Raw genomic sequence first — 16,108 nt, forward strand, 5'->3', positions numbered from 1 at the left:
AAAACATTTTCTACGTAACATTTTAGTTACAAAACTAAGGCCAGCTCAGCTGGCCTTAGTCATTTTCAAAGGTAGATCCCTGTCACAAAGTTCCGTGAAATTTACATTTTGTAATACATTCTTTCCCCGTGAAACAAGTTTAGGGGTTTAGTAGCATTTTCGATGTAGATTAAGCCGCCCTCGGGTGGAACACTGCCTCCAGACACAGGAGACACAAAACTCTCAACAATAGTTCCCTAAAGAATTATTGACGGCAGTGGCAGGTGTCCAAATAAAACCAATGAGGGTAATAATAATGATGAAGCGCAACATTCTTGCAATCGTAATCCCAGCTTTGTTGGCTGCTGGCGCAGCAAACGCTGCTGAAATTTATAACAAAGACGGCAACAAACTGGATCTCTACGGTAAAGTTGACGCACGCCACACGTTCTCTGACAACACGGGTAACGACGGTGATCAGACTTACGTTCGTTTTGGCTTTAAAGGCGAAACTCAAATTACTGACCAACTGACCGGTTACGGCCAGTGGGAATACAACGTTCAGGCGAATCACGCTGAAAGCGCTGGCACCGAAGGTAACAAAACCCGTCTGGGCTTTGCAGGTCTGAAATTTGGCGACTACGGCTCATTCGACTACGGTCGTAACTACGGCGTGATCTACGACGTAATGTCTTATACTGACCAACTGCCAGTATTTGGCGATGACACCATGTACCAGAACAACGACAACTTCATGATTGGTCGTGGTAATGGTATGGCGACTTACCGTAACAGCAACTTCTTCGGTTTGGTTGATGGCCTGAGCTTCGCTGTACAGTACCAGGGCAAAAACGAAAACGACCGTAATACTGAAGCATTTGCTGCAGACGGCGTGACTAGTTTAGGTGTTCCTCAAAGTTCAGCCGTTACTCAAAACGGCGACGGCTGGGGCGCATCAACCGCTTATGCTATCGGTAACTCTGGTGTGAGCCTGTCTGGTGCTTACTTCTCTTCAAACCGTACTAATACTCAGAAACTTGACGGTAACGGCGATAAAGCCTCTGCCTACGCATTCGGTACCAAGTACGATGCGAACAATCTGTATCTGGCAGCATTCTACGGTGAATCTCTTAACACCACACCATACGGTTCAGGTAACAACCAAACAGCCAATAAAACTCAGAACTTTGAAGTGGTTGCACAGTACCAATTCGATTTCGGTCTGCGTCCGTCCATCGCTTACCTGCAGTCTAAAGGCAAGGACTTGAACGCAGTGGGTACAGGGTTTGCTGGCGGTGACGCTGACCTGGTTAAATACATCGAAGTGGGTACCTACTACTACTTCAACAAAAATATGTCCACCTATGTTGACTACAAAATCAACTTGCTGGACGACAATGATTACACCAAAGCAGCTGGTACTAACACCGACAACGTGGTTGGTGTTGGCTTGCAATACCAGTTCTAATTTCACTTAATTGATGCACCTACGGTTGCATTCTAAGTGATTTGAAAGGCAGGGCTTCGGCTCTGCCTTTTGCTTTTAAATACCTTCCCACCCTTTTCAATTATCAAAATTATTAATCTCAAAGCCCGCTTCACAACTCCGCTTTCTTTTTGTCGCAAACGGTTGGCAAACTGACTTTCAGGCGGTAACCTGATGACCTCTTTCTGCTAAATATCAGGCCATGGAAGTCTCACCCTATGTTTGAAAAAATCACTGCTGCACCTGCTGATCCTATTCTCGGTCTTACCGATCTTTTCCGTGCTGACGCTCGCCAGGATAAAATCAATCTTGGGATTGGTGTTTATAAAGATGAAACGGGCAAAACCCCGATTCTGACCAGCGTGAAAAAAGCCGAGCAATATTTGCTGGAAAACGAAACAACTAAGACCTACTTGAGCATTGACGGGCTGCCCGATTTTGCACGTTGTACTCAGGAACTGTTGTTTGGTAAAGATAGCGCCATCATCACAGACAAGCGTGCGCGCACCGCACAGACGCCAGGTGGCACAGGTGGCCTGCGTATTGCCGCAGACTTTATCGCGACACAGACCCGTGCTAAACGTATCTGGGTGAGCAATCCAAGCTGGCCGAACCACAAAGGGGTATTTAACGCCTCGGGTCTGGAAGTCGTGGAATACAATTACTACGATGCCGCGAACCACTCACTGGACTTCGATGGCATGGTGAAGAGCCTGAATGAAGCTCAGGCTGGCGACGTAGTGCTATTCCACGGTTGCTGCCATAACCCAACAGGTATAGACCCAACAACAGAACAATGGGCGCAACTGGCTGAACTGTCTGTGGCTAAAGGTTGGCTGCCGCTGTTTGACTTTGCCTATCAGGGCTTTGCTAAAGGGTTGGAAGAAGATGCACAGGGCCTGCGCATTTTTGCTGCTAAGCATGCTGAATTGCTGGTCGCCAGCTCTTACTCGAAGAACTTTGGTCTGTATAACGAGCGTGTGGGGGCCTGTACTCTGGTCGCCGCTGATGCCGAAACCGCTGACCGCTCCTTCAGCCAGGTAAAATCAGTTATCCGCGCAAACTACTCTAACCCACCGTCACACGGTGCTGCAGTTGTTGCCACAATACTCGGCAATGAAGCGCTGCGCGCCATCTGGGAGCGGGAACTCAGCGACATGCGCCAGCGTATTCACCGTATGCGCCAGTTGTTTGTGGCTACCTTGCAGGAGAAAGGAGCTCGGCAGGATTTCAGCTTCATTATTAACCAAAATGGTATGTTCTCATTCAGCGGGCTGACCAAAGATCAGGTTATGCGTCTACGTGAAGAGTTCGCCGTGTATGCAGTTAACTCCGGTCGTATTAATGTTGCCGGTATCACTCTCGACAATATGGCACCGCTGTGCGAAGCCATCGTCGCCGTGTTGTGATCAAATAATCATGCTGTAAAAAAACCAGTCAGGGCAACTGACTGGTTTTTTCATTTATAGAATTCTGTCGTTTATCGCAATGTATTACCAGACCGGCATTTCATCCTGCAAGAACGGATTGGTCTTACGCTCATGGCCGAAATCTGACATCGGACCGTGACCCGGAATGAAAGCCATATCATCGCCGAGTGGTAAAAGCTTGGTTTTGATCGAATGGATCAACGCCTGATGGTCGCCTCGTGGGAAATCACTACGCCCGACACCACCGCGGAAAATCACGTCTCCTGAGACTGCCAAGCGACGTCTAGCGTTAATAAACACAATATGGCCTGGCGTATGTCCCGGGCAATGGAGAATAGAAAGAGATTCTTCACCAACGCGAACTTCATCCCCCTCTTCAAGCCAGGTGTTGGGTGTCAAAGGGGCACAGTAAGCTAAACCAAACATTTGGCTTTGGGTCGGCAGAGATTCGAGCAGGAAGAGATCTTCTTTCTGTGGGCCGACGATAGGAACATTGTAGTGTTTTGCTACCTGAGCTGCGCCACCAACGTGGTCAAGGTGACCATGTGTCAACAAAATCTGGCTCACTTTTACATCCAGTTTGGCAACTTCGCTGATGATTTTTTCCGCATCACCACCAGGATCGACAATCGCTGCCTGATGCGTTTTGCTACACCAGATAACTGAACAATTTTGGCTAAACGCCGTGACAGGAATAAGATGGTATTTCATAAGTCTCCACAGCAACTTAACTCAAATAGATAAGCCGCAAATGACACATACTACCAGGCTCTTGCCGGACCTGTATCAATGTGCACAAAGTTACTTCGTGGATAATATCCTACACCACCCATCTTCATTTTCATCGCAGCTTTGCGGATATTGCTCAGTTCGATACCCTGGATGTGGAAGTCCATCGCCTGTCCAAGCGTATGGTAGCTATGTTTAGCCACTCCGCTTCCCGGTTTACGCATACTGTTATTCGTTGCCAATGTGCGATACCCGGAGATCAACTGAACAGGTTTATTGGTACCCAGCATAATCTGCAAACGATAAAGGTGATCAAACAAAGCCGGATCAATATTTTTCACCTTTTCTGCCCGGTAGTCCCTGAACAGATGATTCAATCTCGCCAACTCACCCTTATTGTAACGCTTTCCATCAAAAAACTCGGTTTTGAGGATTTCGCCAGTATTTAAGTTATTTACCACTAAAACACGTGGGCGAGGAGTAGAAAGAGTGGCAAAAGCACGTCCAGGAAGGAGTGCGATACCCATAGCAGCACTGCCAAGTGCCAGCCATTTACGGCGATGTTTGTCGATTTGATCCATGAACTGTTTACTACCCGGTGAGAGAGTCAAAAATAGGGACGAAAAGCGTACTGCTTCGAACCTTAACCGCCTTAATTCAGTGAGTCAACCCACCCATACAGCAAAACGGGTGCGGCTTCACAGCCACGCCCGTTATAAGGTCAATGATTTAGACCGCTATCATTTTAGTTTTACTGCATTTATTGCAGCAAGAATTTTGCTTTGGCGAGAATTTGTGCACCCGATTTTACCGGTGAGTCGTAATTGTAAATATCTGTACGATATTGCGGCTTACCATCTTCAGCAACCCAAGCCGTCAAGTAGAACAGTTTTACCGGTATACGATGCCTGATTGGCACAAATGTGGTGTTCCCGCCCTGCAATGTTGATGAAATCCGCGTGTCATTCCAGCCCGCATCCTGTAGTAGCATATTGGCCAGTTCAGAAGCTTTATTAACACGCACACAACCTGAACTCAGGGCCCGAATATCTTTCTGGAATAAACCGTGGTTTGGTGTGTCATGCAGGTAAATCGCATCAGAACTCGGCATATTGAATTTGTAACGGCCCAGAGAGTTGCTGGCACCAGGCGCCTGCCGGATACGGTACGGGAAATGGCTGGGTGACACAACGCTCCAGTCAATCATTGAGGGATCAATGACCTCGGCATCATTATTCCAGCCAGCAAGTACGGTGTAGCCATGCTTTTGGAAATAGCTCATATCCTGCATCGCTTTTGGCACAATGTCTTCGCGCACCAGCGTCGTTGGAACATTCCATGGTGGATTAACCACCACGTTATTCAGTGCACTACTCATTAAAGGTGTTTTCCGGCTCGGACGCCCCACAATCACTCGCGAAGTTAAGACCTGATTACCATTAAGGTAGTAAGTAAGTTGATAGTTAGGAATGTTCACCATAATACCGGTATTGACGTTACCTGGCAGAATTCGCAACCGCTGGATATTCAGTGCCAGCAAGGTTGCGCGTAAATCGGGTGAAGCATTCAACCACTGACGGGTACGCTGACCAATAATCCCATCCGGTTCAAGCCCTTGCCATTTTTGGAAGCGTTTTACTGCTTCGACTAATTCAGGAGAGTATTGGTTATCAGCAACGGCAACAGGCACCGCGGCGGCTGGCTGACCATTGGATTCAACTGTCGGCAGGATTTCCGTGACTGAAGTGGCCGCAGGGCTCACGACCGACGAGGGTGACACAGCTTTATCGGCTGACTCATCAACAGATAAATCGTCGTTAGCTGCTGCACCTGGGCCATCTTTAGCAATAGTTTCATCGGTGGGTAGCGGGGATGTTCTCTCCGCAGGAGCCGCCGCCATCATGCCGGTTCGGTTGAGAATTTCACGCAGCGCCGGAATATCATCACTCATTTGCCCGGGACGCAGACTGGCCGCCGTGGTCATCTGCGGCCACGGACGGTTATCCTCTAACATGGCGCGTAGTGCGCTATGCATCTTGGAATATAATGGGTGCTGCGGCACCAAGGTCGCGACATAACTGGCCGTGGTCCCTTGACGCAGCGCCAACTGCCACTGGTTGATCACCGTTAACGGCGGTGTGGTCATCTTATAAGGTGTGGAACTGTATAACCAACTGTCCCCTTTCGCTTCTACACCACTGACAAATTGCAAATACCCCAACATAGCATCTGACAGTACGATATCGCGTGCCATACCGGTCACTTCAGGATCAGTCAGCCATTTTACCCATTGAGTAAATTGTGGTTGAACACCAGAAAGCGCTAATTCAGCCAACTGTTGCTGAAATTGATGGACTGCGTTGCTGTCTTGCCACATCGGCTGCATGTGATTAGCTGCATAGAGTGATGCAAGGGATGAGAGATAAAGAGGTTTAACGCTTTTTGGCAACTCAGCCTGCAATTGACTGAGGCTTTGAACGCTGGAGAGCGTCGCTGAGCGAACAGGCAGAGTAGGAATGGCAGAAAATGCAGCAGTTAACGGAGCCATCCCCGTAACAAACAGGCAGCTCACTGCCAGAAATCTGAGAGACCTTTGACTCATGTACATCATCCCTTGCCTCCCGTTAAAGTGCTCAAATTAAATACCCGAATTTGAACGAACAACTCATGAGTTAAGTATATAAAGAAACTCTTAATTTTGCGCAGGATCTCAACATAATAGCGGCCCGCCTTCAAAGATGAACTCTATGCCAGCAGCGGTGCGAAATAAAGCGTTGTCAGTGGATAATTTCCACCCGATTCAAACAAGTGGTGAATATTCATACAAAACCAGAGCATTTGATGAAAATGACCGAGTTAACACCTTTAACGTTTGAGTCTCGCTGTTTAAATAACTTCCCGGCAACGCGCCACATGATTCATCGCTCATTTTAAAACACATTCAGAATGAGTCCTTAAACTTTACTGGCTTCGGCATTTAGAACTCTGTGTTTGTACTATAGCGATTGCATAAAGTTACAGATTTAAATATGTAAAATTAATAGATGAAATATTTATTTTTTATCCACTAAATTTATGCAGATGCTATTAAATACACCGCGATAATATTAGGGTTTGATCCTGAAAATATCTTTGGTTAAGCATCTTATGACGTGTAAAAATATTCTCTATGACATAAAAAAGCCCTGACATTTGCAGGGCTTCTCATGACTTATTGGATGAGCAACGTTACGAACTGCCGGCTTCAACGCTGCCGATCGCCGGCTGTTCCGTCGCAAAACCTCGCAAACCAACCACATGTACGTGTTCATTGTTATTGAACACCTTACGCACCAGTTTATAGGTAGTGCCTTTTTCCGGGCTGATGTTTTCCGGCGCGGCGATAATCAGCTGCATTTCCAGGCGATCACAGAGTTCGAACAGCGTGGCGATAGATTTGGCATCAAGACGCGCAGCTTCATCGAGGAACAGCAGACGGCAAGGAGAAATATCTTTGCCACGCATCCGGCTTGACTCTTCTTCCCAGCTTTGTACCACCATCACCAAAATCGACATGCCGGTCCCGATAGCTTCACCGGTAGAAAGCGCTCCGCTCTCTGCACGTAACCAACCGTCTGAACCCCGGTTAACTTCCACTTCCATCTCAAGATAGTTGCGGTAGTCGAGCAGTTCTTCGCCGATGGTTTGCGGCGTACGCTGCCCCATATCGATTTGCGGATTCAGGCGTTGATACAGTTTTGCCAACGCTTCCGAGAAAGTCAGGCGGTTACTGCTAAACAGATCCTGATGCTGTTCTTGCTGTTCAGACAGCACATCCAAGAGACCAGCATGCGCCTCACGCACGTTAACGTTAAGCCGCACACTTTTGACCTGACCAAAGGCCACAGTCTGCAAGCCTTGGTTGAGCATACGAATACGGTTCTGCTCACGCTGAATCGTTTTACGAATGATACTGGCAACGCTCTTCGAGCTTAATGCCAGTTGCTGTTCGCGCGCAGTCAACTCTTCGGTCAGTCGCCCCAGTTCAATCTCCATCTGTTCGATAGCTTCAACTGGGTCATCGGTACGAATAATATCCTGACGGATACGTTCGCGCAGATGTTGATAAACCGCAATGTAGAACTGGATTTTACGTTCAGGACGTTTCGGGTCTTCCGACAGACGAAGTACGTCACGCAGATGTTCGTTATCGGCCACAGCAAGACGCAAGGCACCCAAGGACTTATCAGACATAGATCGCAGTTCATCACCGTCCATATAAGCCAGCTCACGCCGGTGTAGGCGGCGCTCAACGCCATTATCTTTAACAAGCCGCATCACCGCGCACCAGCCTGCTTTCGCCGTCACTACCTGTTCGCGGCTCTGATGATAATCACGTTCTAGTTTGCGCAACTTCTTCTGCAAATTATCCATTTCGGCTTCGCAGAAGGTGATCTGTTTTTCCAACTGATTGCAGCGCGAACGGTTGGTACTGAGTGCCGTATGCAGTTCGTCACGCCGCAGTTTGGCGCGCGCTTCGGCATTGGCATCGGCCTGAACACCGATATCCTGCAACTCCTGCCCCAGTTCCTTGAGCATGTCACGTTTGGCATCAAACGAGCTTTTCAGTGAGGCAAGCACCTGGCTGTACTGGGCAAATTGCGCCTGATGTTGGCGTAGCTGGTCACGCGCACGGGTTCGTTCTGCTTCAGCATGTTCAAGACGCTGGCGCAGCTTGTCGTTCAGATCTGAATTCTCAGTCAACATGCCGGCAGAATCGGTATAACCGAAGTGTGCGCGACGTTGAACGACTTCAGTCAGCGAGAATGCTTGCTGCTTCGCCAGGCGCTGCGCATGCTGTGCCTGAGCATAATCCTCTTTCAACTGTTCATGCTGTTCAGGGTCACTTTGCAGTACAGCAACCAGCGGCTCGAGTTTGGTCAGCGAAGCGCTATGCTGCTGAATAAAGCGGGCAGACTCCTGCGCTTCTTCCAGCTCTTCACGCAGCTCTTCAACGCGATCAACCAGCGTCTCATCACACAGCAGCCCGACACGCGGCTGTAGTTTGTTAAGCATACTGTAGGCATCTTTTGCCTGCTCATATTGCTGACGCTGCTGCTGATTAGAGCTCTCATGGGCGTTAAGTGCCCGCTCCAGTTCACCACGACGTCCATTCAGGGTTCGAATGTCCACCTCAGGATCGGCATCAAACGCCACGGCCAAATGACTGCCGATAAACCGGCTGAATGCCTGATGAACCCGCTGAATTTTCTGTACGTCAAACGACAGATTAGCATAACGTTCGGAGAGTGTTTCACGCTCTTTATTCAATGTCTCAAGGCGATTTTCACGCGCTGCACGGCCGAAAAGGGGCACTTGAGGGAAATGGGAGTAGCGCCACTGGCGCTCGCCACTCTTTACCAGTACCGCGCCAGACATCTCTTCGACGGCGAAAACGCTGTCATCGAAGGACTGCGGATCCCCTTCGATAAGGTATAAATCTTCCGGGCAGTCATCCAGACCCTCAAGTTGGTCACGGATACCCGACAAATCAGGTACAACGATGGCGTGACGTGCCGGGCCATACAATGCAGAGAAGTACGGCGCATCGTCGATGGTCACATCATCATAAATCTCGGAGAGCAACACACCCCCGAAACGCTCCGCCAGTGCAATCATCCGCGAATCTTCAGCGCCGCTTGGCTGGCTTAGGCGGGTGATCTGCCCTTCTAGTCGCCGTTTTTTCGCGGCAACCTCGTCACGTTCGACGGTCGTTTCACGCTCAGCTTCCAGCAGTTGCTGCATATGCTCAGTCACCTGCTGGCTACTTTCCAGAGGCTCTTTGCTTTGCTCGCTTAACTGACTGAGAGCCTCCTGAGCGGCAAGCCACACCGGCGCACGGGCAGTCAATTCACGAATACGCGCCTGTACCTGCTCCAGCTCTTGACGCATTTCCATGCGGCGTTCACCGGCCTGAGAAACCACCTGTGACAGCTCTTCAATTTGTACATCGAGCTCACGTTGCAGTTCATCCAAGTCTTCAGGATGCACATCCTGACCCGTGCGCTTGCAGAATGCCTGCAATTGGCGCTCGGCATCCTGTTGTTCCCGCAGACGCCCTTCTAACTCGGAAAGACGCAGGCGCAATGGATCCACGCGTTCGGCCTGATGTTGCTGGGAAGACCAGTCGCGCAGCAGTTCACGCGCTGTTTGCCAGGCTTCACTACGGCTGACTTCACCGGCGATTTTCACCACCAACTGATAGGCATTTTCGAACTGGCTGTGCGCCGCATCCGCCACACTCATTTTTTGCTCAAGCATCAGCAGGATATCAGTCGCTTCCTGCTCTTTGCTCTGGAAAGTTTCCAGCCACTCTTCGCTGTTTTGGATCGTCAGGTCTGGGATCTGACACAGTTCGCGGGCACGTTCGATGGCATGTAATGCTTGCTGATATTGAATGGCGCGAGTTTGCTGTACGTCAAGCGCCTGCTGGTAATCTGCCAGTTGGCTTTTCAGTTCATCCACTTCCAGTTCAGCCGCTTCAGCGCGCGCTTCATGCTCGGCGTGCAGTTCTCCGGCTTCGGCTACAACTTCATTTTGCTCTTCGAGACGATAGGTCAGTTCCTCGAGATCGCCTTCGTAACGTTCGATTTTTTCCTGCTGACGCATCGCGGTCTGCACCAGACTCAGATGATCGCTGGCCGCCTGATAATCGGTTTCTAAATCGCTTTGTGAACCGCTCTGCTCCGCCAGTTCACGAGCCATTTCAACGTGACGGTATTGCTCACTGGAGAGCTGCTTGCGACTGCTCAGTAAATCATTACGCAGAACCAGCGCGCCATCGAGGTGAATACGGCGTTCATTGGCGTGACGCATATAGTCCGCGGCCACGTAAGATGTCGCTTCCGATATCAGATGCTTAAACAGGTCACGATCAGACTGGGTAACGCGAATGGCTTCCAGTGTCATGCGGTTTTCACGCAACGCGGCCTCCATATCCTGGAAGGCTTTGCGCACGCCGCTGTTTTCGGGCAACAGGTAGTCTCTTAGAGAACGAGTGATCGCGCTGGATATACCGCCGTAAAGCGACGCTTCAATCAGGCGATAAAATTTGCTGCGATCGGAAGCCGTGCGCAGACGACGCGGGATAACCCCCAGATCGAACATCAGCGAGTGGTAGTCGGTGATGGAGTTGAATTGCTTAAATTGCACGCCTTCCATCGCTTCGACGTTGTCTTTCAGTTCCTGCAAAGAAAGCACGCGTGCCTGGCGCTCACCCACGGTTTCCGTCAGTATTTCGGTTGGTTGAATCGACGTGGGTAAGCCCTGGATGGTGAAAGGTTTGATGTCCACTTTGCGATCACGACCGGCAACCTGTTGCAGACGAACACCGACAATCACCCGCTGATGGCGCGAGTTGACGACGTCAAGCGTCGAGTAACAGACGCCGGCACGTAATTTACCGTGCAGGCCTTTGTCGCGTGAACCTGAAGTCGCGCCCGCTTCTGTCGTGTTACGGAAATGCAGCAAGGTTAAGTCTGGGATTAGCGCCGTGACAAAAGCAGCCATGGTGGTGGATTTACCGGCTCCATTACCACCGGAAAGCGTAGTCACCAAGGCATCAAGGTCAAAGGTGCGGGCAAAAAAACCGTTCCAGTTAACCAGCGTTAATGAGCGAAATTTACCACGTTCAATCATTCCTGTTCATCCTCTGTGCTGTCATGCTCCGGAGCTGCTGGTGAGTCGCCGTCTTCACTCTCATCATGGAGCGACAAAGCATTTTCAATCGGCATCGCTTCACCGTCGCGGATCATTCGCAATTGCGCTTCACGGGCATCGTCACCGCTGCGCACATCGGCACCGAAGCGGAACACGGCTTCAGTAATACGGAATTTTGTGCTATCAACGCCCATAAACCACACCATACCGAGACGGCGCAGGCGGTTGAGCGAGGTTCTGACTTTATCCTGCAGTTTCTGGCGGTCCAGATCGGAACCCGTAGAGCGCTGATTGACATATTTCAGCAGTTTGGATTCGTCAGCCAGGCTTAAAAGCTCGTCGTACAGCTCCTGCTGAGTAAAAATTCCTTCATGCGCCAGACGTTCCGGGCTGAGATAGAGATAGCAAAGAATTTTGCCGACCATCATATCCAGTTCGGAAAGAACCGAACGCGGGATAAGTGTGGATGAACGCGGGCGCAGATAGAAGAAGCCTTCCGGCGCACGGATCAGTTCAACGCTATAACGGTGGTAAAACAGCTCAAGTTCTTCATGATATTCCATCAGAAAGGCGTGGTTATCCAACTCATCAATTCCGATGTGACGACCGGAACGGAGCTGGCTGTCCAAAGCAGGAAAGAGGGCATTTGCCAACGCCTGCGCCAGCTTAGCTGGCATTATGTGTTCAATATTTATTGATGACATGGGCCTGCACCTTGGCTCCGAAATCATTGATTGCCTGCCATTCGGCTGGCAACCCTGAAAAATCTGCTTCAGCCACACCAAGGCGCACGGCCTGGTCGACTACAATTCGCGCTACGTCAAAATGCCGCGCACGCGGATACTGCTTGAGATAATCATGCATCACAGTTCCCAGGTTAAGTGGAGTCTTCTGTTGTTGATAAACCTGCAATGCCTGTTCAATCAACGCGGTAAGTTGCTCACGGATTTCACTGAACTCTTCATACTCGAGATCCGGCGGTAATTCCCCGGTCACTTCCTCACTGCGCAAGGTCAGCTCTTCGTCACGCATGTCCAATAGACGTTCCGCATTGGCGAAAGTCAGAGTCCAGGGTTGATCAAAATAGTTTTGCACCGACTGACGCAGCCGCTGCGCAAAGACGCGGTTTTTATCCATGTCGATGGCAGTACGGATAAATTTATGAACATGACGGTCGTAGCCAATCCACAGGTCAATCGCCTGCTGGCCCCAACTGGTAATGCGGTCAAGCTTACTTTGCAGATCAAATACCAGTTTGTCGACAAAGCCCAGCTCGCCATCACCCAAGGTGTACTCCTGAATACGCAGCAAATGCGCCTGGAGTAGGTCACCTGCGGCTTCCAGCGTATCTTGCAATTCACGTAGCGTACCCGACGTTTCAGACAATAACATTTCACAACTGGAAATCGCCGCCCGCCAGTCTTTGTTTAACAGCGCAGCGATATCGTCTTTCACGCCCTGTTGCTGCTCGTCCATGATCCTTTGCGTCATGTCGATACTGTCGAAAATCTCGGCAACAGAATATTTCAACGGCGCGAAAACATTGCGATGCCAGTGAAGCTCATCACCGCCCTCTTCGGCAGCATCAGCTGCACGTTTCAGCTCCTGAGCAACAATCGATAGTTGCATCGAGAGCCGCAGCGTTGAGAACTCTCGCTGGCGGATATAGTAATCGGTAATGCCAATACCCAACGGGGTTAAACGATAGATGGCATTGCCGTCAGCCAGTTCACTGACAAAACGATTAAGTAAACGCTGGCGCACCATGTCATTGATGGCGTTATTGGCACGTACCGTCACAGTTTCATGCGTCTGATCGAAGCCTTTGCTTACGTGACGAAACGCATCAACCAGTTCACCTTCGCTCATTTCCCCATCAAGACGCTCGCCATTGAGCGTCGCAATCGCCATTAGAAAGGCCAGCCTTTCCGTTGGCAGCGAAATTGAGAAGTCATTTTTGCGTGCCCAGGCAACCAGTTCGGGTACAGTCTGGGAAAATTCACTCATGATTCGTCCTTCAGATTGGGTTTGTGCGCCATCACATGGATGTAACGTCCCAAACTAACAAAAGGTTCCTGTCGGCAATAACGCTGTTCCAGCGCCAGAAGCTCGTCAAAATCCTGTTTATGTTGTTGCCTGTTACGCAAGTAATCGTGGAATACCCGAACACCCGTTTTGCCAGCAATGATCAACCCGAGCTCTTCAAGCCATTGGTACACCTGTTTGGGATCCAGCGGGTGATCGGGCAACAGCGAGCTTTTCTTAATTTTTGGAACACCCGCTTCGACGTGACCGAAATTACCTAAAATCATGTGGCGCATAACCAGACCGTGGATATTGTAAAACATCAACGACAATGCGCCACCAGGCGCAAGGCACGCGGTTAATGCCTGTAATGCTGGTTGCGGTTCCGCCAGCCATTCGATAACCGCGTGAAACAATATCAGATCAACCGGCTGTTCCATATGTTGTGCGATATCCTGAGCCGGACATTGTACAAATTGCATGTTCCCGCTCACACCTTTTTCATCGGCGGCAACTTTTGCGCGGCGGATCATCTCACCGGACAGATCGCACAACAAGACCTGATGTCCTAAAGCGGCAAGTTCACAGGCCATTTGCCCTTCACCACCGCCGGCATCGAGAATACGCAGCGGGCGATCGGGCAGTGTTCTCATTAATTCCTTGAGATCCTGCCCCAGCACCGCCTGACGAATGCGACCTTTCGTCGTGCCGTAGATATTGCGCGAAAATTTTTCGGCTATATCGTCGAAATTGCGATCCTGCATGAAGTGATACCTGTTCCTGAAAATGCAATTTGTTGAATAAAACCAGACCCAAAATAATTCGAATTACAAGCAGTCGGTAAACGAAGGCGGCCCGATAAGCTAACATGAGTCAGTGACTCGGGTGACTGAACTCAGCCAACGCATCTGCAGCTTGAAATCTGTCGGCTATTTTGGCACAGGCTGACGTAGAATAAATCATCCTGACGCGGATTCATTCCCAGATGCCGTTTTTTCACTCAAAAGGAGCTTTTTTCGATGCTGTTTATGCTCAAAAAATTTGTCGGTGGGCTGTTACTTCCCTTGCCTTTTTTATTATTGTTAATGGCATTCGCACTGGTTTTACTGTGGTTCACCCGCTGGCAGAAAATGGGCAAAGTTTGTTTTTCATTGAGTTGGTTAATTCTGACCTTACTGAGCCTGCAACCCGTTGCCGATAGCCTGCTCCGTCCGATTGAAAATACCTATCCGACTTACCAGCCGAACATGGCACAGCCAGTGAAATACATTGTGGTGTTGGGGGGTGGTTATACCTATAACCCAGAATGGGCGCCCAGCTCGAATCTGATCAATAACAGTTTGCCGCGCGTGACGGAAGGGATCCGAATTTATCGGCTGAATCCAGGCGCAAAAATGATTTTTACCGGCGGTAAAGCCTTAACCAATCCGATGAGTACAGCAGAAGTCGCGGCTAAAGTGGCTGTAAGCCTGGGTGTACCGGAGAATGATATCCTTACCCTGGATACGCCACGTGATACGCAACAGGAAGCCGAACAGGTGAAAGCGCTGATCGGGCAACAATCTATGGTGCTAGTGACGTCTGCCAACCATTTACCCCGCGCGATGATTTTCTTCCATCAGCAAGGGCTGACGCCGATCCCAGCTCCCGCGAATCAGTTGGCAATAGATTCCCCCCTGAATCCGTGGGAAAGAATATTGCCAAGCCCTCAGTTCTTAGCGCACAGCGAGCGCGTTTGGTATGAAACCATAGGAAGGATCTGGCAGTGGCTCTGCAGCCGGTAAAACTAAACTCAATTAAGCCATGGCAACAACTGCTGGCGTGCAAAATCAAACGCACGCCGGTCAAATTTACCGGTATGGATCATATTAGCCATAGATTCCCATACCATATAGAACCCACGGCGGGCGAGGAAGTTTTCCGACACCGGCGCACGCTGAAGGTAGCTAAACAACAGCTCTTCGCTCATTCCCGGTTCCCACAAACGGAACAGATCGAATTCACGCGGCGCCCATAATACGGTTCCCGGGTTGATCATCGCCAGTAGCTGGTCGCTACGCGGATCTTTTAGCAAGCTTCGCATCGACAGATTGCCATGTACCAACACAGCATTGTCATTGAAATCAGCGAATAAATTCGGCAGACAGGCTTTGGCGCGGAACAGCAAGGTGCGGTCATCCGCCGTTAGGGGCGCAGAATGTAGATTGCTCACGGCAATCCACAGCACTTCAACGCGTTGCTGATACCATGCAGCCCAGTTGTTCTCCTGAGTACTGTCGACCGTTCCCACGCAGCCGTGGCTGTCAATACGATGCCAGGCCAGTAGGCCTTCAACGATTTGATCTTTTAGTACCGCCCAACTTTGCTGCGTGCGCGCAGGAGCTTCCGCAGAGACACCGCGCAGCCGTTCAATAAGGAGGATCTCCTGATAAGGAGACTGATGGGTGGCAACCATGCCGAATACCGTCGGGACTTTAACGCCGCCTTCGCGCGCCAGTATTGATAGTTTGTAGGCTTCCTGAGCCGCAATCCCGGCGCAGGTGAAGCTTTTTGCCAATAATGGCATCGCATGTCCTTGCTCATCATATAAAGCAAAAAGATGCGCATAAGGCTGTTCGCTAACGCACTCGAGACGCGACAGACGCTCGCCCAAGACAATACTCAATTCGGCTTTCAACTGTTCCATAATAGTCACACTGTAGCAAATCGGCTCAGGGCTATGATGAAAGCATCAATCGAGGATTTCCCCGTTTCAGATCAA

At 50.0% G+C, this 16,108-nt stretch carries 11 protein-coding genes; 3 read left to right on the plus strand and 8 right to left on the minus strand.

Going from position 1 to position 16,108, the window contains the following annotated elements:
- The first annotated feature begins 295 nt into the window (after positions 1 to 295).
- On the plus strand, positions 296 to 1,447 hold the full coding sequence (gene ompC, locus IEV89_RS05130; RefSeq protein ID WP_308420853.1) for a porin OmpC: 1,152 nt from the start codon (positions 296 to 298) through the stop codon (positions 1,445 to 1,447).
- Between the two features lie 236 nt (positions 1,448 to 1,683).
- Complete coding sequence (locus tag IEV89_RS05135) at positions 1,684 to 2,874, plus strand: amino acid aminotransferase (protein ID WP_188471060.1); 1,191 nt, start codon at positions 1,684 to 1,686, stop codon at positions 2,872 to 2,874.
- 84 nt (positions 2,875 to 2,958) lie between these two features.
- Here IEV89_RS05135 and IEV89_RS05140 read toward each other — a convergent pair whose 3' ends face one another.
- The 7 genes from IEV89_RS05140 to cmoM all read right to left on the minus strand — a co-directional run bounded on the left by IEV89_RS05140 (position 2,959) and on the right by cmoM (position 14,111).
- Positions 2,959 to 3,606: an MBL fold metallo-hydrolase gene (locus tag IEV89_RS05140; RefSeq protein WP_188471063.1), complete on the minus strand. Its 648-nt coding sequence runs from the start codon at positions 3,604 to 3,606 to the stop codon at positions 2,959 to 2,961.
- A 50-nt stretch (positions 3,607 to 3,656) separates the two neighbouring features.
- A complete protein-coding gene (gene mepK, locus IEV89_RS05145) occupies positions 3,657 to 4,205 on the minus strand; it encodes a peptidoglycan L,D-endopeptidase MepK (protein WP_188471065.1) in 549 nt (182 codons plus the stop codon).
- Positions 4,206 to 4,384: 179 nt separating this feature from the next.
- Positions 4,385 to 6,235, minus strand: coding sequence for a L,D-transpeptidase (gene ldtD, locus IEV89_RS05150; protein ID WP_229746376.1), 1,851 nt, complete (start codon positions 6,233 to 6,235; stop codon positions 4,385 to 4,387).
- 617 nt (positions 6,236 to 6,852) lie between these two features.
- Positions 6,853 to 11,301, minus strand: a complete 4,449-nt coding sequence (gene mukB / locus IEV89_RS05155) for a chromosome partition protein MukB (RefSeq protein WP_188471068.1) — start codon at positions 11,299 to 11,301, stop codon at positions 6,853 to 6,855.
- Positions 11,298 to 12,026 (minus strand): chromosome partition protein MukE, encoded by a 729-nt coding sequence (mukE, locus tag IEV89_RS05160; RefSeq protein WP_188471070.1) that lies wholly within the window; start codon positions 12,024 to 12,026, stop codon positions 11,298 to 11,300. Before mukE ends, mukB begins: the two co-directional genes overlap by 4 nt.
- Entirely contained in the window at positions 12,007 to 13,329 is a 1,323-nt protein-coding gene (gene mukF / locus IEV89_RS05165; protein WP_188471072.1) for a chromosome partition protein MukF, read from the minus strand. Before mukF ends, mukE begins: the two co-directional genes overlap by 20 nt.
- The gene (gene cmoM / locus IEV89_RS05170; RefSeq protein WP_188471074.1) at positions 13,326 to 14,111 is read right to left on the minus strand and encodes a tRNA uridine 5-oxyacetic acid(34) methyltransferase CmoM; all 786 of its coding nucleotides are present in this window, start codon (positions 14,109 to 14,111) and stop codon (positions 13,326 to 13,328) included. The genes mukF and cmoM overlap by 4 nt, the downstream gene beginning before the upstream one ends.
- 255 nt (positions 14,112 to 14,366) lie before the next feature.
- On the opposite strand from cmoM, the gene elyC reads away from it, so the two are divergent.
- On the plus strand, positions 14,367 to 15,131 hold the full coding sequence (elyC, locus tag IEV89_RS05175) for an envelope biogenesis factor ElyC (protein ID WP_188471076.1): 765 nt from the start codon (positions 14,367 to 14,369) through the stop codon (positions 15,129 to 15,131).
- Positions 15,132 to 15,139: 8 nt separating this feature from the next.
- Here the strand turns inward: elyC and IEV89_RS05180 are convergent, their stop codons facing one another.
- On the minus strand, positions 15,140 to 16,033 hold the full coding sequence (locus tag IEV89_RS05180; protein ID WP_188471079.1) for a YcbJ family phosphotransferase: 894 nt from the start codon (positions 16,031 to 16,033) through the stop codon (positions 15,140 to 15,142).
- Positions 16,034 to 16,108: the final 75 nt, after the last annotated feature.

The sequence above is a fragment of the Hafnia psychrotolerans genome (assembly GCF_014639435.1).
Classification (GTDB): Bacteria; Pseudomonadota; Gammaproteobacteria; order Enterobacterales; family Enterobacteriaceae; genus Ewingella; species Ewingella psychrotolerans.

What these genes read in the sequence shown, in the direction of transcription:
- mepK (WP_188471065.1), bottom strand. Translation starts at nt 4,205, where the DNA reads ATGGATCAAATCGACAAACATCGCCGTAAATGGCTGGCACTTGGCAGT.
- ompC (WP_308420853.1), top strand. Translation starts at nt 296, where the DNA reads ATGATGAAGCGCAACATTCTTGCAATCGTAATCCCAGCTTTGTTGGCT.
- ldtD (WP_229746376.1), bottom strand. Translation starts at nt 6,235, where the DNA reads ATGATGTACATGAGTCAAAGGTCTCTCAGATTTCTGGCAGTGAGCTGC.
- mukF (WP_188471072.1), bottom strand. Translation starts at nt 13,329, where the DNA reads ATGAGTGAATTTTCCCAGACTGTACCCGAACTGGTTGCCTGGGCACGC.
- IEV89_RS05135 (WP_188471060.1), top strand. Translation starts at nt 1,684, where the DNA reads ATGTTTGAAAAAATCACTGCTGCACCTGCTGATCCTATTCTCGGTCTT.
- elyC (WP_188471076.1), top strand. Translation starts at nt 14,367, where the DNA reads ATGCTGTTTATGCTCAAAAAATTTGTCGGTGGGCTGTTACTTCCCTTG.
- mukB (WP_188471068.1), bottom strand. Translation starts at nt 11,301, where the DNA reads ATGATTGAACGTGGTAAATTTCGCTCATTAACGCTGGTTAACTGGAAC.
- mukE (WP_188471070.1), bottom strand. Translation starts at nt 12,026, where the DNA reads ATGTCATCAATAAATATTGAACACATAATGCCAGCTAAGCTGGCGCAG.
- IEV89_RS05180 (WP_188471079.1), bottom strand. Translation starts at nt 16,033, where the DNA reads ATGGAACAGTTGAAAGCCGAATTGAGTATTGTCTTGGGCGAGCGTCTG.
- cmoM (WP_188471074.1), bottom strand. Translation starts at nt 14,111, where the DNA reads ATGCAGGATCGCAATTTCGACGATATAGCCGAAAAATTTTCGCGCAAT.
- IEV89_RS05140 (WP_188471063.1), bottom strand. Translation starts at nt 3,606, where the DNA reads ATGAAATACCATCTTATTCCTGTCACGGCGTTTAGCCAAAATTGTTCA.